The sequence below is a fragment of the Flavobacterium fructosi genome (genome assembly GCF_042787335.1).
GTDB lineage: Bacteria > Bacteroidota > Bacteroidia > Flavobacteriales > Flavobacteriaceae > Flavobacterium > Flavobacterium fructosi.
In genome coordinates, this window is the sequence record NZ_JBHZQA010000002.1 from 521,094 (window position 1) to 542,788 (window position 21,695).

Sequence of the window (21,695 nt, forward strand, 5' to 3'; positions counted from 1 at the left end):
CAATCGGTTGGAAGAATAGTTCTTTTAGTCATTAAATAAATTAAACCCCGCGCTAGCGCGAGCTTCTAGCTCGTGCCCACTAACAAAGGCAGGATAAATAGATTTTGAAATATAGAATTATAATTTAGAATAGGCACGAGCGGGACGCTAGCACTAGCGAAGTACGAGTTCCGTAGGAACGATATATTTTGTAGCAACGGAATTTATTCCGTTGAATGAAATAGAAATTAGGATTACGAGTATATTCTGTTAATGATAGATTATGTTAGTAGCAATATCCGCGTGAGGGATAGCAGTGAAAAGCCCACAGACAAATGAAGCGAAGCGGAATTAGTCGAGGACTTGCAACGAATAGCCCGACCCTTGGGTCACGCCCAAAATAAAAAGAAACAAAACGAACTACACGTTTTAAAAAAGGTAGAAATAAACAAAAAAAAGCTAGACTTACACGGTTTTTGAAACCTTGCAGGATTAAATAAAACAAAATGGCACACGCAGAAAAGAGAAGAAACCTTGTATTATCAGGATTAGAGCCTTTAATCATTACGCCAGAAAGCGTTTTTGTAAATATTGGTGAACGAACGAATGTTACGGGTTCTAGAAAATTCCTTCGGTTAATCAAGGAAGAAAAATACGAAGAAGCGCTCAGTATTGCCAAAGAGCAAGTGGAAGGTGGCGCGCAAATCATCGATATTAATATGGATGAAGGAATGCTTGATGGCGAATATGCCATGACAAAATTCCTGAATTTAATTGCTGCCGAACCTGATATTTCACGAGTTCCAATCATGATTGATAGCTCGAAATGGGATATTATTGAAGCGGGTCTAAAAGTAGTGCAAGGAAAGAGTGTGGTAAATTCGATTTCCTTGAAAGAAGGCGAAGAACAATTTATTCATCACGCTAAATTGATTAAGCGCTATGGTGCTGCGGCAATTATTATGGCTTTTGATGAAACGGGACAAGCTGATAATTACGAACGTCGGGTAGAAATATGCCAGCGATCGTATGATATTTTGGTAAATAAAGTTGGTTTTCCTCCGCAGGATATTATTTTCGATTTAAATATATTTCCTGTGGCAACAGGAATGGAAGAACACCGCGAGAACGCCTTGGATTTCTTTAGAGGAACCAAATGGGTTAGAGAAAATCTTCCGCATGCGCATATTAGTGGTGGGGTAAGTAATGTTTCGTTCTCGTTTAGAGGAAATGACACGGTTCGGGAAGCGATGCACTCGGTTTTTTTGTACCACGCTATTCAAAACGGAATGACGATGGGAATCGTAAATCCAGAGATGCTTTCTATTTACGATGAAATTCCAAAAGATCTTTTGGAACGCGTTGAGGATGTAATTCTAAACAGACGCGATGATGCCACCGAAAGGTTGTTAGACTTTGCCGAAAATGTAAAAGGGGATGTAAAGAATAATGAAAAAGCGGTTCAAGAATGGCGTTCAGGTACCATCCAGGAACGTTTAACGCATTCATTAGTAAAAGGAGTCGATGAATTTATAGAAATTGATGTTGAAGAAGCTCGATTGGCGGCTACAAAACCTATCGAAGTTATCGAAATCAACTTGATGACGGGAATGAATGTAGTTGGGGATTTATTTGGTTCGGGTAAAATGTTTTTGCCGCAAGTGGTAAAATCAGCACGAGTAATGAAAAAAGCAGTAGCTTATTTGTTGCCTTTCATTGAAGCTGAAAAAGATGGGGTCTCCAGTTTTGCAGGTCGTATCTTGATGGCGACTGTAAAAGGAGATGTACATGATATTGGAAAAAATATTGTTTCGGTTGTTTTAGCCTGTAACAATTATGAAATCATAGATTTAGGGGTTATGGTTGCGCCGGAGAAAATCATTGCAGCAGCCATAGAGCATAATGTTGACATTATTGGATTAAGCGGATTAATTACACCATCGCTTGACGAAATGGTTTATTTAGCCAAGGAATTAGACAAAAAAAACATAAAAATTCCTGTAATGATTGGTGGAGCAACCACTTCACGAGCGCACACTGCCGTGAAAATTGCGCCACAATACAGAGAAACGGTTATCCATGTAAATGATGCTTCGAGAGCCGTAACGGTTGCCGGGAATTTATTAAACAAGGATAGAAAGATATATGCAAGCGATATCAGGGCTGATTATGATGCTTTTAGAGAGACCTTTTTGAATCGTTCGCGCGATAAAAACTTTTTGACTATTGAGCAAGCTCGTGTCAACAAACTAAAATTGGATTGGGAGAATTACAATCCAATAAAGCCCAATTTTATTGGAGTAAAAACAATCGAAGTCGATTTAGATGTTTTGGTTCCTTATATTGATTGGACACCATTTTTTAGAACATGGGAATTGTTCGGAAAATATCCTGCTATTTTAACGGATACTGTTGTTGGGGAACAAGCTACTTCCGTTTTTGCGGATGCCAATGAAATGTTGGAAGTTATTTTAAGAGAAAAGAAACTTACCGCTAAAGGAATTTACGGAATTTTTCCAGCGAATCAAGTGAACGATGATGACATTGAGTTAAGTGATGAAAACGGAAAAGTGTTAGAGAAATTTTTGACGTTGCGTCAGCAATCACAAAAAACAAAAGGAGCTCCAAATATTGCCTTATCAGATTTTATTGCTCCGAAAGACAGCGGTAAAACCGATTTTATGGGTGCATTTTGTGTTACTACAGGTTTTGGTGTTGATGAGTGGGCGGCTGAATTCGAAAGAGATTTAGACGATTACAATTCGATTATGGTGAAAGCATTGGCGGACCGTTTTGCGGAAGCTTTTGCGGAATATTTGCATGAAAAAGTACGAAAAGAAATTTGGGGTTATTCATCAGATGAAGCTTTGAGTACCGAGGCTATGATTGCTGAAGATTATAAAGGAATTCGTCCGGCTCCAGGGTATCCCGCTTGTCCTGACCATTTAGAAAAACCAACGATTTGGAAATTACTGAGTGTAGAACAAGAAATAGGAGTGACCTTGACTGAAAGTATGGCAATGTGGCCCGCTTCCTCGGTTTCTGGGTATTATTTTGGAAATCCACAAAGTAAGTATTTTGGACTTGGAAAAATAAAAGAAGACCAAGTTATTGATTACGCTAAACGAAGAAGCATTCCAACCGAAGTAGCGATGAAATGGTTGAACCCGAATATAGCAGATTAATTGATTTATGATTGTTGATTAACTAATTTTTATTTTAGATTTTTCAACTCATAACTCATAATTTATAACTCATAATTGTAGAATGAAAGTAACACAACATATAGAAGCCGCCAAAGGAAATACCTTATTCTCCTTTGAAATTATTCCGCCTCAAAAAGGCAAAAGCATTCAGGAATTATACGATAATATTGATCCGTTAATGGAGTTCAAACCGCCTTTCATAGACGTAACAACTTCTCGCGAGGAGTATATTTACGTTAATAAAGGCAATGGTTTATTAGAAAAAAAATTAACCAGAATGCGTCCTGGAACGCTTGGAATTTGTGCGTCTATCAAGCACAAGTATAACGTAGATACAGTTCCTCACGTGCTTTGCGGTGGTTTTACTAAAGAAGAAACCGAGTATTTATTGGTGGACTGTCACTATCTGGGAATTGATAATGTGATGGCATTGCGTGGTGATGCTATGAAAGATGAACAATCTTTTGTGCCGAAACAAGGAGGAAATGATTTTGCGGTTGATTTGGTGAAACAAATCAACCAATTGAATTGCGGAAAGTACTTGCATGATGTGATGGATATTGATAATAAAGCCAATTTTTGTATTGGAGTTGCAGGTTATCCAGAAAAACATTTGGAGTCTCCTTCCTTAATTTCAGATTTAAAAAGGCTGAAAGAAAAGGTAGATGCCGGTGCTGATTATGTAGTAACCCAAATGTTTTTTGACAATGCAAAATACTTTGAGTTTGTCGCCAAAGCTAGAGAAATGGGAATTACGGTCCCTATTATTCCGGGAATCAAACCTATTGCAGTGCAAAGGCACCTGCAAGTATTGCCACAAATTTTCAGAATCGACTTGCCGGAAGATTTGATTCATGCAGTTGACCAGTGTAAAAATAATGCTGATATCAGACAAGTAGGAATCGAATGGGCAATTCAACAATCTTTAGAATTGAAAGCTGCCGGTGTTCCCGTCCTGCACTATTATTCTATGGGAAAATCAGAAAATATCCAACAAATAGCGAGTAAGGTTTTTTAAGAGCTTTTTCCAGCTATTTGTTACAATCTTTTCTTGTCTCAAAAAACGAGACAAGAAAAGGATTTTCACGGCTATCTGGGCTAGCGATTTTATGGTTATCAACATATTTTCTTTTTTATGGAAAACTACACTGATTACTAAAAAAAAACTGAATACTGATAATTACTTCGTAATCTCCCTAAAAATAGCCTCTAGATTTTTGTTCTTCTGATTCAGCTGTAAGGTTTTCAAACCATTGGCATTCGCAAAGTCAAAAACAGCGGGACGCATGTCTTTGTCTGCTTTAAAAGTTAATTCCCAAATCATGTCGTGCGTATTTTTATAAGAAACAAGATTTTCGATTTTAGCAATGGCTTGTTCTTCGATTTTATAGTCAAATTCTACTTCGATAACCTGTTCTTTGCCCTCTGAAATTAAGTTGCCCAATTTTTTATCGGCAACAATTTTGCCGTTATTGATGATGATCACACGGTCGCAAATCGCTTCTACTTCCTGCATAATGTGCGTAGATAGAAAAACGGTTTTGTCTTTCCCTACGTTTTTAATCACATTTCGAATTTCGATTAATTGGTTTGGGTCTAAACCAGTGGTTGGTTCATCAAGAATCAAAACATCGGGATTGTGTAATAACGCATTGGCAAGTCCCACACGTTGTCGATATCCTTTAGATAATTGTCCTATTTTTTTATGACTCTCAGTTCTTAAACCGGTCAGTTGAATCACTTCTTCGATACGGGATTTGGCTACTTTATAAACATCAGCATTAAAAGCTAAATATTCCCTCACATATAAATCCAAATACAAAGGATTGTGTTCCGGAAGATAACCAATAGAAAGCTGTACCGTTTTTTGTTGGGTGTTTACATCATTTCCATTTACTAGTGCAATACCTTCATCGGCATTGATGTAGGTTGTCAATATTTTCATCAAAGTCGATTTTCCAGCTCCATTTGGACCTAAAAAACCAACGATTTCTCCTTTTTTTATAGAAAACGAGATGTTATCCAATGCTTTTTGGGCACCATAACTTTTGGATATATTATTTACTTCTATTGACATGGAATTTTATTTGTTGCAAAAGTAAACAGAAAATGAATAGTACTCAATTAAACCAAATTTTTTTATATTATATTTTATAACTTATTAATATTTTATTAAATAGGTTAAATCAATGTTGCAATAAAATGGCATTATTCTTGTTAATTAAATATTAATTTTAAACAAATCAAACAAACTATGAAGAAAACATTAGTGATTCTTGCATTGACTATTTTTAGCTTTGCAAATGCTCAAAAAGGTACGTACTTGGTATCAGGAAGTGTCGGATTTTATTCCCAGAAAGTAAATTCTTCTAGAAATCATGCGACTCAAAATAATTTTGGTATTATGCCGAAAGTTGGCTACCAATTTACCGATTATTTGACAGTTGGTGTTCAAACTAATGCTTCATTTACTAAAAATGAAACAGATTCAGGCAATGGTAAATCAAACTATTACGGTATAGGCGCATTTGTTCGCTACTCAAAACCATTAAGTGAAATTTTTGAAGTATATGCAGATTTAGGTTCAGGTTATAATTTTGGTAGTGGAAACTATGCGAATACTAATAGTACAACAGTAAATACAAATAAATCAAATGGATTTGGTGTAAGTGTCACACCAGCATTATTACTTAAAATCAAAAATGGGTTTGCATTAAATTTTGGTTTTGGAGGATTAGGATATAACTCTAACAAAGTCACTTTTGAAAATGATTCTAATAATTTTCAAAAAACAAAAAATTTTGAGTTCACTTTTGGCCAAACATTTTCTGCAGGAATTTCAAAAAATTTTTAATTCCTATTCTTTTTAATTTTAACAAAGCATTCGTTTTACGGATGCTTTTTATTTTTAGAATAATCTCATTAAGATTTATATATTTACCCTAAACTATATAAATATGAATTTAAAAAATACACAATCGGGCAGTTTCTTGAAAAACTACAAAAGTATTTTATTGCTACTTGGCGGGATTCTGGCAGGAAGTATATTGGGTTTAGTTTTTGGAAAAGAAGTAGAAGTAATTAAGCCTTTGGGCGATATATTTCTGAATTTACTGTTTACAGCGATAATACCGTTGATTTTTTTCACCATCGCATCTTCGATTGCCAGTTTAGAAAAATCAGAGAAATTAGGAAAACTATTTGTGATTGTCATCGGTGTGTTTTTAAGTACGGTACTTATTTCGGCAATACTAATGATTATTGGAGTATTACTTTTTCCGATTCATCAAGATATCATTATTTCAAAAATACCACTGGAAAGTATTCAAAGTGGAAATGCAGGATCGCAAATTACTCAATTGCTGACAGCAGGAGATTTTTATGAATTGCTTTCTCGAAAAAGCATGTTGGCATTAATTATATTCTCTTTTTTAATAGGCTTTGCCAGTTTACGTTCGGGTGAAAAAGGCACCAGTTTTAGAGATTTTCTAAATTCAGGAAATGAAGTAATGAAACAATTACTGCATCTGATAATGAAAACCGCTCCAATAGGATTAGGCGCTTACTTTGCGTATCAAGTTGGAATTTTCGGACCACAACTATTTGGGGCCTATGCTAAGCCTTTGGGACTTTATTATGCAGTTTGTGCTTTCTATTTTGTCGTATTTTTTAGTTTGTATGCCTTTATCGCTGGAGGAAAAAAGGGACTAAAAATATTTTGGGAAAATAATATTACACCGTCATTAACAGCTTTGGGGACCTGTAGCAGCATTGCGACAATTCCAGCTAATTTAGAAGCAACGGAGAAAATGCTCATACCGGCACATATACGCAATATTGCAATACCACTAGGAGCGCCTTTACACAAAGACGGATCGAGCATGTCATCAGTTATAAAGATTGCGGTTATTTTTGCGATGTTTGGAAAGGATTTTACGGACCCACACACTTTACTGTTAGCATTAGGTATTACAGTAATCGTATCGGTGGTTGAAGGCGGAATTCCAAACGGTGGTTACATAGGAGAGATTTTAGCTATTACAATTTATGGTTTCCCAATGGAACAAGCATTACCGGCTGCTATGATTGTTGGGACTTTAGTAGATCCTATGGCTACTTTATTAAATGCCAATGGCGATGTTGTTTCATCGATGTTGATTACCCGAATTGCTGATGGAAAAAGGTGGCTGTCGGTTAAGAGATCTTCTTAATTGCTATTTTAAATTAAAATTAAAGGAAAAGTCATTTTGAAATCTGTAATAAACCCTAAGTTAAAAATCATTTATTTAAGTATTTGATAATAAAAAGGTTGTTTAACAAAGAATTCTTTTTTTGTTACGTAAAAGAATATTTTTTTTTGGGTCGGTTCGAAATAAGGCCTACATTTGCATTATAATTATTAAGAATAATACACTCGATATCATGTCTCATAACCATTTTTATTTTAGCAACACTTATTATTTCTTCTTTAGGGAGTAAGGGATTGTGCTATGGTTATTTGAAAAACAACAAACAAATAAAACTAATATACAATCCTGATGAAAATCAGGATTTTTTTTTGCTTAAAAGTTTAGAATATGAATACAAAGATTGCAATACAAGGTATAAAAGGCTCTTTTCATCATCAAGTGGCACAAGAATATTATTATCAAAATGTTGAGGTAGATGAATGTTTGTCTTTTGAAGAATTGGTAGACAGTTTATTGTCTGGGAAATCTGACCAGGCAGTTATGGCTATAGAAAATTCTATTGCGGGACCAATTATTCCGAATTATGCCTTAATTGACAAAAATAATCTTCACATCATAGGAGAACATTATTTGGATATTCATCAGAATTTAATGGCGTTGAGAGGCCAAAAAATTGAAGATATTCAAGAAGTGCATTCGCATCCGATGGCGTTGTTGCAATGTATGGAATTTCTGAAAAAGTATCCAAATATAAAATTAGTCGAAGATAAAGATACCGCTGAAACAGCCAGAAGAATTCATCAGAATCAATTAAAAGGAATTGCGGCAATTGCGAGCAAAACAGCTTCTGAAATGTATGAATTAGAAATTTTAGCTCCGGAAATCCAGACGATAAATAATAACATGACCCGATTTGTTATTATTAAAAAAGAGAATTCATTTGTGGCAGAAAATGAAATAAACAGAGCTTCTATTAAATTTGAATTGGATCACAAACGTGGAAGTTTAGCGGCAGTTTTAAATGTAATGAGTGATTGTAAAATGAATTTAACCAAAATACAATCGTTACCAAAAATAGAAACGCCTTGGAAATATTCCTTTTTTGTGGATGTTACTTTCGATAAATACGAAGATTATGCTAAGGCAAAAGCATTACTGACCATTATGGCAGAATACTTTAAAGTTTTAGGCGAATATAAAAATACAAAACCATGATTACTACAGCGAAACGTCTGGATATAATTGAAGAATATTATTTTTCCTCAAAACTGAGAGAAGTGAGACAATTGGCTTCTGAAGGGAAACCAATTATCAATATGGGAATTGGAAGTCCGGATTTACAACCGTCTCAAGCAGTTGTTGATGCAGTAGTGCTGGCGATGCAAGAAGAAAGTGCCCATCAATATCAAAGTTATCAAGGGTTACCGGAATTGAGAAAAGGAATGGCTGATTTTTATCAGAACAACTTTCAGGTGGCGTTGAATCCGAATACTGAGATTTTGCCTTTGATGGGTTCGAAAGAAGGAATTATGCATATTTCGCTGGCTTTCTTGAATGAAGGAGATCATGTTTTAATTCCAAATCCAGGTTACCCAACATACACTTCGGTGACGAATTTAGTGGGAGCAGTTCCAGTTTATTACGATTTAAAAGAAGCGAATAATTGGGAGCCGGATTTTGAAGCTTTGGAAAAATTAGATTTATCAAAAGTAAAAATTATGTGGATTGGTTATCCACACATGCCAACAGGAGCAAGAGGAAGTTTGCAGTTGTTTGAAAAATTGGTGGCTTTTGCCAAAAAACATCAGCTATTATTAGTCAACGACAATCCATATAGTTTTGTTTTGAATGACAATCCGATGAGTTTGTTGCAAGTGGAAGGAGCAAAAGAAGTAGCATTAGAATTGAATTCTTTGAGTAAGACTTTTAATATGGCAGGCTGGAGAGTTGGAATGGTTTTAGGAAATGCAGCTTGTATTGATGCCGTTCTAAAAGTGAAAAGCAACATGGATAGCGGTATGTTTTACGGGATTCAGAAAGGGGCAATTGAAGCTTTAAAAAGTGACAAGACCTGGTTTGAATCGATGAATGTGATTTATAGAAAACGCCGAATTCTAACGGAACAACTTGCGGAGAAATTAGGATGTAAAGTATATAAAGAAGGTGTCGGATTATTTGTTTGGGCAAAATTACCGGACGGAATCACATCGGCTGAGCACTTTATTGATGATATATTATATAATAAATCTATTTTCATTACGCCGGGAACTATTTTTGGCAGTAATGGTGAAGGATACATACGATTTGCGCTTTGTGTAAAAGAAGAAAAAGTACAAGAAGCTATAAATAGATTTTAGATTGTTGATTAACGATTCTAGATTTCACATTTTCCTGCAAGTTTTAAAAAACTTTGTAGGTATAAAAATAAAACGATGAAAGTATTTGTAATAGGAATAGGATTGATAGGTGGTTCGATGGTATTGGACATTAAAGCACTGCATCCGGAAGCCAAGATTTATGGAATCGATACTAGTGAAAGTCATTTGCAGGAAGCAATAGCTTTAGGAGTTGTTGATGCTGGTGCGACATTTGATGATTTAGTGGATGCAGATTTTGTAATCGTTTCTGTTCCAGTTGATGTAGCGCTGATTGTTTTACCAAAAGTATTGGATGTTATTGGTGAGGCTACAATTGTTTTTGAAGTAGGGTCAACTAAAACACCTATTTGCGAAGCGGTAGCCAATCATCCTAAGAGAAGAAATTTTATTGCAACGCATCCTATTGCAGGAACGGAGTTTTCTGGTCCTTCGGCAGCGCTAAAAGGAATGTTTCAAGGGAAGACGAATATTATTTGTGAGGTGGAGAAAACGACTTTCAAATTACAGGAAAAAGCATTGCAACTTTTTACTGCTATGGGAATGAGAATCCGATATATGGATCCGAAATCACATGACAAACACATTGCTTATGTGTCGCATTTATCGCATATCAGTGCATTTATGCTTGGGAAAACGGTAATCAATAAGGAGAAAGACGAACAGGATATTTTTGATATGGCCGGTTCCGGTTTTGAAAGTACAGTTCGTTTGGCCAAAAGTTCACCGGCAATGTGGACGCCTATTTTTAAACAAAACAGGAAACAGGTGGTAAAAACATTAGAGGAATACATTTCGAATTTATCAAAATTTAAAGAACTATTAGAAAAAGAAGATTATGACGCAATTTACAATGAAATGCAGAGTGTCAATAAAATAAAAGAAATATTAAACGGAATTAATGTAAAAAAGTGATCAGTGATTAGTCACAGCTTACAGTAAAAAAGAACAACACAAAAAAATAAAATTAGAAAAGATGGAAAACAAGAAAGAAATGAGAAATTGGTTGAATGAATTCAATTTGACTCATCCATTTGTGATCGCAGGACCTTGTAGTGCTGAAACAGAAGAACAAGTATTGAAAATTGCACATGAATTGAAAGATTCAGACGTGAGTGTTTTTAGAGCAGGAATTTGGAAACCAAGAACGCGTCCGGGAGGATTTGAAGGTGTTGGAGAAATAGGATTGAAATGGTTGCAAAAAGCAAAAGCAGAAACAGGTTTACTAATGGGAACTGAAGTAGCAACTGCTGCGCATTGTAAATTGGCTTTGGAACATGATATTGATGTATTATGGGTTGGTGCTCGTACAACTGCAAATCCATTTGCGGTTCAAGAGATTGCTGATACATTAAAAGGTACTGATAAAATTGTATTGATTAAAAACCCTGTAAATCCAGATATGGCTTTATGGTTAGGTGGAGTAGAGCGTTTGTATGCTGCTGGCATCAAGAATTTAGGAGTTATTCATAGAGGTTTTTCAACATACGAAAAAACAAAATACAGAAACATTCCAGAATGGCAGATTGCGATCGAATTGCAAAGCAAATTCCCTGATTTACCATTAATCATTGACCCATCACATATTACAGGAAACCGTGAGATGATTCTTGAAGTGACTCAAGAAGCATTGGACTTGAATTATGACGGTATGATTATCGAAACGCATACTGATCCAGACAATGCTTGGAGTGATGCTGCACAACAAGTTACACCAGACGCTTTGAAACAAATTTTCAAAGATTTGAAAGTGAGAAAACATGACGATGCATCTGATGAATTTACCAATAAAATGACAAAATTGAGAGCGAATATAGATGTTTTGGATGCTAATTTATTGGAATTGTTAGGGAAACGTATGAAAGTTGCTGACGAAATTGGTCAAGTGAAAAAAGACGCTAACGTTGCAGTATTGCAAAACAATCGTTGGAATGAAATCCAAGAGAAAATGATTTTGGAAGGTGGAAAAAAAGGATTGACAGAAGAATTTATAGTTAAATTGTTCAAAAATATTCACCAAGAAAGTATTGGACACCAAGAAAAAATATTAAATTCTTAATTAGTTTAAGATTAATTATTTTTTATTAAAAACCTACAAATTATTTGTAGGTTTTTTTGTAGTATTGTGTGAAATTTTAACTATCTAACCTTTAATTCATGAAACAAAAAATCTTAACTTCTATTTTTCTATTTACATCAGTAATGGTATTTGCTCAATTTGATGGTGTAAAACAAGTGTTTTTGAATCTCCAAATTTAAAGCAGGAAATAACGATTCACAAAACGGTAGCTATTTTGCCGTTCAAGGCTACAATTTCATTTAAAAGATTGCCTAAAAATTTTAATGAAGTTGCTAATAAAGAAGATGAAAAAAATTTAGGGATGAATATGCAGTCAGGTCTTTATACTTATCTGTTAAGGAAATCGTCAGATTACACCGTTTCTGTTCAGGACATTGATAAAACAAATGCTTTGTTGAAGAAAAATGGAATTTTTGAAATATTAGATGAACAATCGTCTGATGAAATTGCAAAAATATTAGGTGTTGATGCTGTTATTAAATGTAGTTATGCCTATGAGAAAACAGGAAGTGAGGGAGTTGCGATTGTAAAATCTTTACTAATAGGTTTTGGTACTGGAAAGGTTGCAACAGGAGAATTGACAATGCAAATTAATAATGCCAAAGATGGAGGTCTTTTGTGGAGATTCTATAAACAGATGAATGAAGATGTTATGAGCTCGCCAAGTGCTATGATGGAAAGAATGATGAGAAAAGTAGGTCGTAATTTTCCTTACGAAAAAGATTAGTCTAGATGACATAAGTATTTAAGTTTTAATCCCCATTTCTTCATAATAAAGTATGGGGATCTTCTATTTGTAATGGGCAGTAATGCGAATCGAAGTGAAAAATTTTAAACTTTAAACTTTAAACGGGAAACAAAGAATTACCTTTGCAAAGTCTAAGGTTTTAAATTAAAAAATCGAATTCGTAAATTGTAAATTGAAAAATGACAGGACTAGTATACAAATCTACAGGAAGTTGGTACACCGTAAAATCTGAACAAGGTGATTTTATCGAATGCCGTATGAAAGGGAAATTCCGAATTAAAGGAATCAAAAGTACCAATCCTATTGCTGTAGGTGATGTTGTGGATTATGAACTCGAAGAAACATCAGATGTCGTTACGGGAACCATTCATAAAATTCATGACAGGAAGAATTATATCGTTCGGAAATCAGTAAATTTATCCCATCAGATGCATATTATTGCTTCGAATATTGACCGGGTTTTCTTGTTAGTGACCATCAATAATCCGCCAACTACCTTTAATTTTATTGACCGTTTTCTGGTTACTGCCGAGGCGTATGGAATTGAAACGATATTGGTTTTTAATAAAATAGATACTTTTGACGAAGCCACGCTTGACGAGCAGTTGTATATGCAGCATGTCTATCAGGAAATTGGATATAAATGTTTGCGCGTTTCTTCTACTGAAATGAAAGGAATCGAAGAGTTGAAAGAAATGATGATTGGCAAAGTAAGTATGTTCTCCGGACATTCCGGTGTTGGAAAATCAACATTGGTAAATGCGATGGAACCTTCGTTGCATCTAAAAACAAAAACAATTTCTGAAGCTAGCAAACAAGGACAACATACGACGACTTTTGCAGAAATGTATGATTTGTCATTTGATGCCAGAATCATCGATACACCCGGTATCAAAGGTTTTGGAATTGTAGATATGGAAAAAGAAGAAGTGAGTGGGTATTTCCCTGAGTTTTTCAAATTGAAAGACCAGTGTAAATTTAATAATTGCTTGCATAAAGACGAGCCGCATTGCGCTATTAAAGCAGCTTTGGAAAGAGATGAAATTGCTTGGTCTCGTTATAGAAGTTATCTTAAAATTCTCGAAGGGGACGATGAACATTACCGTACCGACATTCATAATGAAGACCGAATAATTAGTGATAAAACGAGGGAATAGTTTTCATTATTGGTTGGAATTTTCAATCTAAATATTTGAAATAATCTCAATTTCAGTCTTTAAACTCTGTCATAGGTGAGATTAAAAAATTTTAACTTCAGTTATTATTTCAACTAAAAACAATTTAAAAAAAAATAATTATGAATGTTTACCATTCATAATTTACAATTCATAATTCACCATTATTTTGAAAGTTGTAATTCAAAGAGTTTCCACGGCTTCCGTAACCATAGATAAAAAAGTTGTAGCCGACATCCAAAAAGGGTTATTGGTTTTAGTCGGGATAGAAGACACTGATGCACAGGAAGACAGTAATTGGCTGGTTGGTAAAATTACAAATCTCCGAATTTTTGGTGATGAAAATGACGTCATGAATTTGTCTGTTAAAGATATAGATGGCGATATCATTGTAGTGAGTCAATTTACACTTCATGCTTCAACGAAAAAAGGAAATCGCCCGTCCTATATAAAAGCTTCAAAACCAGAAGTAGCTATTCCGTTGTATGAAAATTTTGTAAAACGTCTGGAAATAGAGTTGGGAAAGAAAGTGCAAACAGGAGTTTTTGGAGCAGATATGAAGGTGCTTTTGTTGAATGATGGACCGGTAACAATACAAATTGACAGTAAAAATAAAGAATAAGATGAATTTGAAAAATTCTCAACTAGACGTTGACACTTGGATCAAAGAACACGGCGTTCGGTACTTTAATGAGCTTACCAATATGGCGCAACTTACAGAAGAAGTAGGGGAAGTCGCCCGAATCATTGCCCGTCGTTATGGAGAACAATCCGAAAAAGAAAGCGATAAAAACAAAGACCTTGGCGAGGAATTAGCCGATGTGGTTTTTGTGGTTATGTGTCTGGCAAATCAAACCGGAATTGATTTACAAGCCGCTTTCGATAAGAAAATGGATTTAAAATCTATTCGTGACAAAGACCGTCACAAAAACAACGAAAAACTTAAATAATTTGTGAATTGTAAATTATGAATTGTGAACGAGTAGTGGTAAATTGCCACCCTAAATTATTTGAGTCGAAAGCGAAAGCTATAACTCATAATTCATAACTCATAATTAAAAACATGAATTTACTGTTACAAACTTCCCAATCTGATTTACAAGCTCGAATTGCAGTTACCGGCTCAAAAAGCGAAACTAACCGACTGTTATTGTTACAGGCATTGTTTCCTAATATTACTTTGGCCAATACTTCGAACTCCGATGATAGTGAAGTGATGCAAAAAGCATTGAAAGGAAATGAGGAAATAGTTGACATTCATCATGCGGGAACGGCGATGCGTTTTCTAACGGCTTATTTTGCGGTAAACGAGGGCCGAGAAGTGGTCTTGACTGGTTCGCAAAGAATGACAGAGCGTCCAATAAAAGTTTTAGTGGAAGCATTGCAACAATTAGGCGCGCAAATCTCTTATGAAAATGAAGTTGGTTATCCGCCTATTCGAATCAAAGGACAAAAAATCACGGCCTCTAAAGTTAACATTCCTGCAAATGTAAGCAGTCAATACATTTCGGCATTGTTATTAGTGGCACCAAAACTGGAAAACGGCATCGAAATTACTTTAGTGGGTGAGATAACATCTATTCCTTATATCAAAATGACCTTGGCTTTATTGAATGATTTAGATATTAAAACCAGTTTTGAAGGAAATGTAATTACGGTTTATCCAAAACAAGAAGTGGAATCGAAAGTAATGACCGTAGAATCCGATTGGAGTTCTGCTTCTTACTTTTTTAGTTTGGCTGCTTTGGCCGAAAGTGCTTCCGTTTCACTGACCAGTTATAAAGAAACTAGTTTGCAAGGCGATTCTGGGTTGGTTGAAATCTACAAACAAATGGGTGTTGATACGCATTTTGAAGGAAACAAAATGACGCTTACCAAACAAGCGGGTTTTATTCCTCAAACTGTAAATTTTGAACTCAATAATACGCCAGATATTGCCCAAACGATAGTAGTTACCTGCCTTGGATTAGGAATTGGTTGCCATCTTACAGGCCTTCATACGTTGAAAATTAAAGAAACAGACAGACTCGAAGCGCTTCGAATTGAGCTAACAAAACTCGGAGCCAGTATATCCGTTACCAATGATAGTTTGACGCTTTTGGCCTCAGACGAAATCAAACAGAATGTAACCATAGCTACCTATAACGATCACAGAATGGCGATGGCATTCGCACCATTAGCTTTAAAAGTGCCAATAATCATCGAAAATGCTGAAGTAGTTTCAAAATCATATCCTGATTTTTGGAATGATTTAAAAAGTTTAGGCTTCGAAATTTCAGAAAAATAAGAGTTGTAAAGGGTAGTCAATCAGCCGCTTTTGAAAATAAACAGCAAAACACTTGACAACGCCTATCTCACAATCGTATATTTGCACACTCGGATTAAGATTGTCATCCTGAAGGACATAATTCATAATCCATAACTCATAACTTTATCAAATGAAATTATCACATTTTCAATTCGATTTACCAAAAGAACTTCTTGCTGAATATCCAGCTGAAAACAGAGACGAATCACGTCTAATGGTTATTGATCGTAAGAAGCAAACCATAGAACACAAAATGTTCAAAGATGTTATCGATTATTTTGATGACGGTGATGTTTTAATTTTGAATAATACTAAAGTTTTTCCTGCACGTTTGTATGGAAATAAGGAAAAAACAGGAGCAAGAATCGAAGTTTTTTTACTTAGAGAATTAAACTCTGAGCAAAGACTTTGGGATGTTTTGGTTGATCCAGCGCGTAAAATTAGAATCGGAAACAAATTATATTTTGGAGATGATGATTCATTAGTTGCTGAAGTAATTGACAATACAACCTCTCGTGGACGAACATTGCGTTTTCTTTACGACGGTTCTTATGAAGAATTCAGAAATAAATTAACGGAACTTGGAGAAACTCCAATCCCAAAATACATTTCAAGAGACGTAACGCCGGAAGATGCGGAACGTTACCAAACAATATATGCAAAAGAAGAAGGAGCAGTAGCAGCACCAACCGCAGGTTTGCATTTTTCTAAAAACCTATTGAAAAAATTAGAGATCAAAGGAATTAAATTTGCCGAAGTTACGCTTCACGTAGGTTTAGGAACTTTCAATCCAGTAGAGGTAGAAGATTTATCGAAACACAAAATGGACTCTGAGGAATTGAAAATAACTCAAGAAGCGTGTGATATTGTGAATGAAGCCAAAGCTAAAAAGAAACGTATTTGTACCGTAGGAACTACTTCTATGCGCGCCGTTGAAAGTTCAGTGTCCTCACATAACACCTTAAATCCTTTTGATGGATGGACAAATAAATTTGTTTTTCCTCCTCATGATTTCACAATTCCAACGTGCATGATTACTAATTTTCACACGCCAAAATCAACTTTGTTAATGATGGTTTCAGCATTTTGTGGACATGATTTAATGAAAAAAGCATATGCAGAAGCGATCCAAGAAGGATACAAATTCTACTCATACGGTGACGCGATGTTGATTATCTAATTAGAAACCGATTTTACAAATAACAAAATCTCGTCAGTACTGGCGAGATTTTTTGTTTTTATACTATTAAAATCAATCAAATGGACTTAAATAAAGATTTGGTTTTTAATTCAATATAGTAATCGGGAACTATTTTTTTCTTTCGCATAGGTCAGGTAACTAGGATAGAGTCTCTGATCCATTTGTCTTTTTTTACTACTTTTACAAAACAAAATACAAAATATGACTTTTCAAAATACTCTTGAATTTGCAAAACTACTGGATTCACAAGATCAATTATATAAGTATCAGGATGAATTTATTTTTCCTAGGATCAAGGGTGAAAAGGTGATTTATTTTACTGGAAATTCATTGGGATTACAGCCTAAACGTAGTAAAGCTTATGTTGATGAGGTAATGAATGATTGGGCGAATTTGGCTGTTGAAGGTCATTTCTATAGTGAAAAACCATGGTGGGACTATCATGAACGTTTTGCTAATCCCTTGAGTAAAATTGTGGGTGCTTTACCAAGTGAGGTTACCGTTATGAATACCTTAACGGTTAATCTTCATTTGTTGATGGTTTCTTTTTACCGACCTACAAAAACCAGATATAAAATTATTTGTGAGGAGAAAGCATTTCCTTCGGACCAATATATGTTTCAAAGTCAAGTGCATTTCCACGGGTACAAACCCGAAGAGGCTATTGTTGAAATCAAGCGTCGCGAAGGCGAACACAACATTCGCTTAGAAGATGTTTTGGCAAAAATTGAAGAGGTAGGAGAGGAGTTGGCTTTGGTTTTAATTGGTGGTGTTAACTATTATACGGGACAAGTTTTTGACATGAAAACCATAACTGCAGCTGGTCATAAAGCGGGTGCTTATGTTGGTTGGGATTTAGCGCATGCTGCCGGAAATGTAAAATTGGAGTTGCACGATTGGAAGGTAGATTTTGCTGCTTGGTGCAGTTACAAGTATATGAATTCCGGGCCAGGAAATGCCTCAGGATGCTTTGTACACGAAATACACCATAACAATCCAGAGTTGCCAAGATTTGCAGGATGGTGGGGACACAATAAAGAACGCCGTTTCAAGATGGAACAAACTTTTGATCCAATTCATGGGGCCGATGGTTGGCAAATAAGTAATCTTCCAATACTTTCTCTAGCGCCTTATTTAGCATCAATTGAACTATTTGACGAAATTGGAATGGATGCTTTAATTTCAAAAAGAGATAAAATAACTTCGTATTTAGAGTTTGTACTAAAAGAAATAGACAAAGAAGTATACAGTACTTTCGAAATAATTACTCCTGCTAATCCCTCTGAAAGGGCTTCACAATTATCCGTATTGCTTCATGGAGAAGGCCGTGGTTTATTTGATTATTTAATGAAGCATGGTGTGATTACTGATTGGCGTGAACCAAATGTAATTCGATTAGCTCCCGTTCCATTGTATACTTCATTTAAAGATATCTATCGTTTTGGACAAATTCTAAAAGCAGGAATTTTAAGGTAACGGTTGTCAGAATTATATAAGAAATTGTTTGAATTCTATAAGTTTTACAAGAAGGTTTTAGTGTTTCTTTGTAGACTTAGTAATTTTAAAAAATTAAGATCATGAAAGCATTATATTTTATACTAGTTTCTCTTGTTATTGTTTCTTGTCAAAATCAAGGAAAAATGGATGTTCAGAAAGCCAAACAAGTTTCCGTGGATTCTATGAAAGTTGAAATAGAGAAACAACGCGTTATTGATTCCATGCAGGTTGAAATAGTTAAAATAGAAGCAGCAAAGATAGAAACTCAAAAAGAAGTTATTGTTGTTAATCAACAAGCCCCTAGAACGACTACCACGACAACAACAGCTACTACCACAAAAAGGAAAGGCTGGAGCAGCACGGCTAAAGGTGCTGTAATTGGTGCTGGTGTTGGTGCAGCAACAGGAGCAATCATAAGTAAGAAAAAAGTTCAAGGTGCTATAATTGGTGGTATTGCAGGCGCTGGAGTGGGTGCAGGAACAGGTGCAATTATAGATGGGAGTAAGAATGAATAAATGTATTCTATAGTTCAATAAGAGTGTTTAAGTTCAAATAGAATTTAAACACTCTTTTTATTTAGGGGGTAGTTTCCATTTAAAGCGAGTCCATATCTTCAATAATGGCATTAGCTTTTACTTTGATTCTATATAATTCTTCAGGATCCATTTTTTTTAATAAATTCAGCATCATACCCATACGTTGGTTTCCTTTGAAATACTCTTTTTTTTCATCCAGAAAATTCCAATACAAGGTGTTAAACGGACATGCTTTGTCTCCAAATTTTTCTTTTACATTGTAATGGCATTTCGCACAGTTATTACTCATCTTATTGATATAGCTCCCGGAGGAAATATACGGTTTGGTCGCAATAATTCCGCCATCTGCATATTGTGACATGCCTCTAGTGTTGGGCATTTCTACCCATTCAATGGCGTCAATGTAAACACCAAGATACCAGGCATCTACTTCATCAGGATTAATTTGTGTCAGCAAGGTAAAGTTTCCTATCACCATGAGGCGTTGAATGTGATGTGCATACGCTTCGTCTAAACTCTGATTGATGGCATGGCTCATACAATTCATTTTAGTTTTTCCTGTCCAGAAGAAATTTGGTAATTTATTGTGATTTTCCAAAGCATTCAGTTGTGCATAATTGGGCATTTCTTTCCAATAGATTCCACGAATGTATTCGCGCCAACCTAAAATTTGTCGCACAAATCCTTCTACCTGTGAGATGGAAATTTCAGCTTCATTTTTATGATAAAAAGCAATAACGGTTTCCAGAACTTCTTTTGGAGAAAGCATTTTACTATTCATTGCAAACGACAAACGAGAATGGAACAGAAATTTTTCATCTGTGTGCATCGCATCTTCATAATCGCCAAAATGTTTTAATAAATTCCTACAGAAATAATCCAAAACCTCCAAACATTCCTCACGGGAAGTAGGCCAGCTGAAATCAGTTTCAGTAATATTTCCAAAAGTAATTATGCCGGCTTCTTGGATTTGAGAAGCTACTTCAGATACATTTTTATGAAAATTTTTCTCTGATGGAACAGGTACCTCTCCTTTGTATTTTTTTCGATTATCTGCATCAAAATTCCATTGATTTCCTACAGGAGTATGACCATCCATTAAGAGATGGTGTTTCTTGCGCATAGTACGGTAGAAATTCTCCATCAACAATAGTTTTTTACCTTCAAAAAAATCAGAGAGTTCGTGGCGCGTGGTGTAAAAATGCTCGGTATCAAAAACTCCTGATGCTATTTTAAGATTAGCACAAATCGTCTTAAGTTGCTCGTCGAGTCGATATTCGTCGGGTAACAGGTATTCGAATTTTTTGATGTCATATTTTTGGATACAAGCAGCAATAATCTTTTCTAGATCTTGTGGATTATCAGGATCTGTAATTTGAAAATAAACGGCTTGGTGGCCCTGAGCGTGTATCGTTGAGTAAAAATTCCTCATCGACAAGAAAAAGGCCACTACTTTCTGTATGTGATGCTTTACATAATCCGTTTCTTGACGCATTTCGGCCAGAAGATAAATCGTGTCTTTGTCACATTCCTGAAACCATGAATGTTCTGTATTTAATTGATCGCCTAGGATTAATCGTAATTTTTGCATTTACTATTTTTTAAAAAATGAAGTACTGGGAATTTCTTTTCGGGCATATTGAAAACGATCCACTAATTTGGGTAAACAATAGCCATCAAGACCATTCAATGCCACAACATTTCCTTTATCAATCTGTAACCAGCCATCTTCGTGTTCTAATTCCTCTTCAAAAAATAAACTTTCAATTAAAGCAATAACATGAATCGTATCATTTTCCTTGATGTAATACTCATTTACATATTTGCAATACAATTGTACTGGACTTCCTTTTACAAATGGAATTGCAATATCATTTTTATACTCTTCTTCGAGATTCGTTTTGTCAAATTCAGAAATTCCCGACTCGTAATTAGCCGAGGTATGATGCGCATCAGCAATCATGTTTGCAGTAATGTGATTTACTGTAAAAAAACCACTTTCTCTAATGTTTTTATAGGTATCTCTGGGCACCGTGGTAGGACGCATAATAAATCCGATCAAGGCAGGATTGCTTCCTAAATGGGTAACACTGCTGAAAATAGCTACATTAGATTTCCCGTCAAGTGATTTTGTAGCCAGAAGATTAGCTGATTTATATCCAGTACAGGAATTGATAAGGTTCAATCTTTCTACTTTCTCCATTTGAGAAATAGCATCTTTAGAAATGTGCTTCATGTCTTTATAATTTAAAAAAAAACAAAAATATTTTTTGTTTAAGTAAATATAGAATAAATTAAACAAAAATAAAAATATTTATTTATAAATATTTTTAAAGCCAAAAAGGCGATGAAAATTAATTGTTTAAAATAACTTACAAATCATATATATTTGTTAACCAA

The 21,695-nt window shown here is 35.1% G+C and carries 19 protein-coding genes; 16 read left to right on the forward strand and 3 right to left on the reverse strand.

What is annotated here, in order from left to right:
- Positions 1 to 485 precede the first annotated feature (485 nt).
- Both metH and metF read left to right on the forward strand, forming a co-directional pair.
- The gene (gene metH / locus ACFX5D_RS05165) at positions 486 to 3,164 is read left to right on the forward strand and encodes a methionine synthase (protein ID WP_379857176.1); all 2,679 of its coding nucleotides are present in this window, start codon (positions 486 to 488) and stop codon (positions 3,162 to 3,164) included.
- A gap of 82 nt (positions 3,165 to 3,246) precedes the next feature.
- A complete protein-coding gene (gene metF, locus ACFX5D_RS05170) occupies positions 3,247 to 4,203 on the forward strand; it encodes a methylenetetrahydrofolate reductase [NAD(P)H] (protein WP_379857177.1) in 957 nt (318 codons plus the stop codon).
- Between the two features lie 162 nt (positions 4,204 to 4,365).
- On the opposite strand, the gene gldA is transcribed toward metF, so the two are convergent.
- Entirely contained in the window at positions 4,366 to 5,262 is an 897-nt protein-coding gene (gene gldA / locus ACFX5D_RS05175) for a gliding motility-associated ABC transporter ATP-binding subunit GldA (RefSeq protein WP_379857178.1), read from the reverse strand.
- A gap of 177 nt (positions 5,263 to 5,439) precedes the next feature.
- On the opposite strand from gldA, the gene ACFX5D_RS05180 reads away from it, so the two are divergent.
- The 14 genes from ACFX5D_RS05180 (at position 5,440) to ACFX5D_RS05245 (ending at position 19,274) form a co-directional block, all read left to right on the forward strand.
- Positions 5,440 to 6,039 carry an outer membrane beta-barrel protein gene (locus ACFX5D_RS05180; protein ID WP_379857179.1) on the forward strand — a complete coding sequence of 200 codons (600 nt, stop codon included), beginning with the start codon at positions 5,440 to 5,442 and terminating at the stop codon, positions 6,037 to 6,039.
- 103 nt (positions 6,040 to 6,142) lie between these two features.
- On the forward strand, positions 6,143 to 7,396 hold the full coding sequence (locus tag ACFX5D_RS05185; protein WP_379857180.1) for a dicarboxylate/amino acid:cation symporter: 1,254 nt from the start codon (positions 6,143 to 6,145) through the stop codon (positions 7,394 to 7,396).
- Between the two features lie 366 nt (positions 7,397 to 7,762).
- Positions 7,763 to 8,590, forward strand: a complete 828-nt coding sequence (locus ACFX5D_RS05190; RefSeq protein ID WP_379857181.1) for a prephenate dehydratase — start codon at positions 7,763 to 7,765, stop codon at positions 8,588 to 8,590.
- Positions 8,587 to 9,732, forward strand: coding sequence for an aminotransferase class I/II-fold pyridoxal phosphate-dependent enzyme (locus ACFX5D_RS05195; RefSeq protein ID WP_379857182.1), 1,146 nt, complete (start codon positions 8,587 to 8,589; stop codon positions 9,730 to 9,732). Before ACFX5D_RS05190 ends, ACFX5D_RS05195 begins: the two co-directional genes overlap by 4 nt.
- A 75-nt stretch (positions 9,733 to 9,807) precedes the next feature.
- On the forward strand, positions 9,808 to 10,665 hold the full coding sequence (locus tag ACFX5D_RS05200; protein ID WP_379857183.1) for a prephenate dehydrogenase: 858 nt from the start codon (positions 9,808 to 9,810) through the stop codon (positions 10,663 to 10,665).
- 61 nt (positions 10,666 to 10,726) lie between these two features.
- Positions 10,727 to 11,809 carry a chorismate mutase gene (locus ACFX5D_RS05205; RefSeq protein WP_379857184.1) on the forward strand — a complete coding sequence of 361 codons (1,083 nt, stop codon included), beginning with the start codon at positions 10,727 to 10,729 and terminating at the stop codon, positions 11,807 to 11,809.
- Positions 11,810 to 12,077: 268 nt separating this feature from the next.
- Entirely contained in the window at positions 12,078 to 12,557 is a 480-nt protein-coding gene (locus ACFX5D_RS05210) for a hypothetical protein (RefSeq protein WP_379857185.1), read from the forward strand.
- 200 nt (positions 12,558 to 12,757) lie between these two features.
- On the forward strand, positions 12,758 to 13,735 hold the full coding sequence (gene rsgA, locus ACFX5D_RS05215; RefSeq protein ID WP_379857186.1) for a ribosome small subunit-dependent GTPase A: 978 nt from the start codon (positions 12,758 to 12,760) through the stop codon (positions 13,733 to 13,735).
- 187 nt (positions 13,736 to 13,922) lie between these two features.
- Positions 13,923 to 14,375, forward strand: a complete 453-nt coding sequence (gene dtd, locus ACFX5D_RS05220) for a D-aminoacyl-tRNA deacylase (RefSeq protein WP_379857187.1) — start codon at positions 13,923 to 13,925, stop codon at positions 14,373 to 14,375.
- 1 nt (position 14,376) lies between these two features.
- Positions 14,377 to 14,703, forward strand: coding sequence for a nucleotide pyrophosphohydrolase (locus ACFX5D_RS05225; protein ID WP_379857188.1), 327 nt, complete (start codon positions 14,377 to 14,379; stop codon positions 14,701 to 14,703).
- A 113-nt stretch (positions 14,704 to 14,816) separates the two neighbouring features.
- A complete protein-coding gene (gene aroA, locus ACFX5D_RS05230) occupies positions 14,817 to 16,040 on the forward strand; it encodes a 3-phosphoshikimate 1-carboxyvinyltransferase (protein ID WP_379857189.1) in 1,224 nt (407 codons plus the stop codon).
- Between the two features lie 151 nt (positions 16,041 to 16,191).
- Positions 16,192 to 17,241, forward strand: coding sequence for a tRNA preQ1(34) S-adenosylmethionine ribosyltransferase-isomerase QueA (queA, locus tag ACFX5D_RS05235; RefSeq protein WP_379857190.1), 1,050 nt, complete (start codon positions 16,192 to 16,194; stop codon positions 17,239 to 17,241).
- A 222-nt stretch (positions 17,242 to 17,463) separates the two neighbouring features.
- Entirely contained in the window at positions 17,464 to 18,738 is a 1,275-nt protein-coding gene (kynU, locus tag ACFX5D_RS05240) for a kynureninase (protein WP_379857192.1), read from the forward strand.
- A gap of 101 nt (positions 18,739 to 18,839) precedes the next feature.
- Positions 18,840 to 19,274, forward strand: a complete 435-nt coding sequence (locus ACFX5D_RS05245) for a YMGG-like glycine zipper-containing protein (protein ID WP_379857193.1) — start codon at positions 18,840 to 18,842, stop codon at positions 19,272 to 19,274.
- A 79-nt stretch (positions 19,275 to 19,353) separates the two neighbouring features.
- Here the strand turns inward: ACFX5D_RS05245 and ACFX5D_RS05250 are convergent, their stop codons facing one another.
- Positions 19,354 to 20,886, reverse strand: a complete 1,533-nt coding sequence (locus ACFX5D_RS05250) for a cryptochrome/photolyase family protein (protein WP_379857194.1) — start codon at positions 20,884 to 20,886, stop codon at positions 19,354 to 19,356.
- A gap of 3 nt (positions 20,887 to 20,889) precedes the next feature.
- Complete coding sequence (locus ACFX5D_RS05255; protein WP_379857195.1) at positions 20,890 to 21,531, reverse strand: flavin reductase family protein; 642 nt, start codon at positions 21,529 to 21,531, stop codon at positions 20,890 to 20,892.
- Between the last annotated feature and the right edge of the window lie 164 nt (positions 21,532 to 21,695).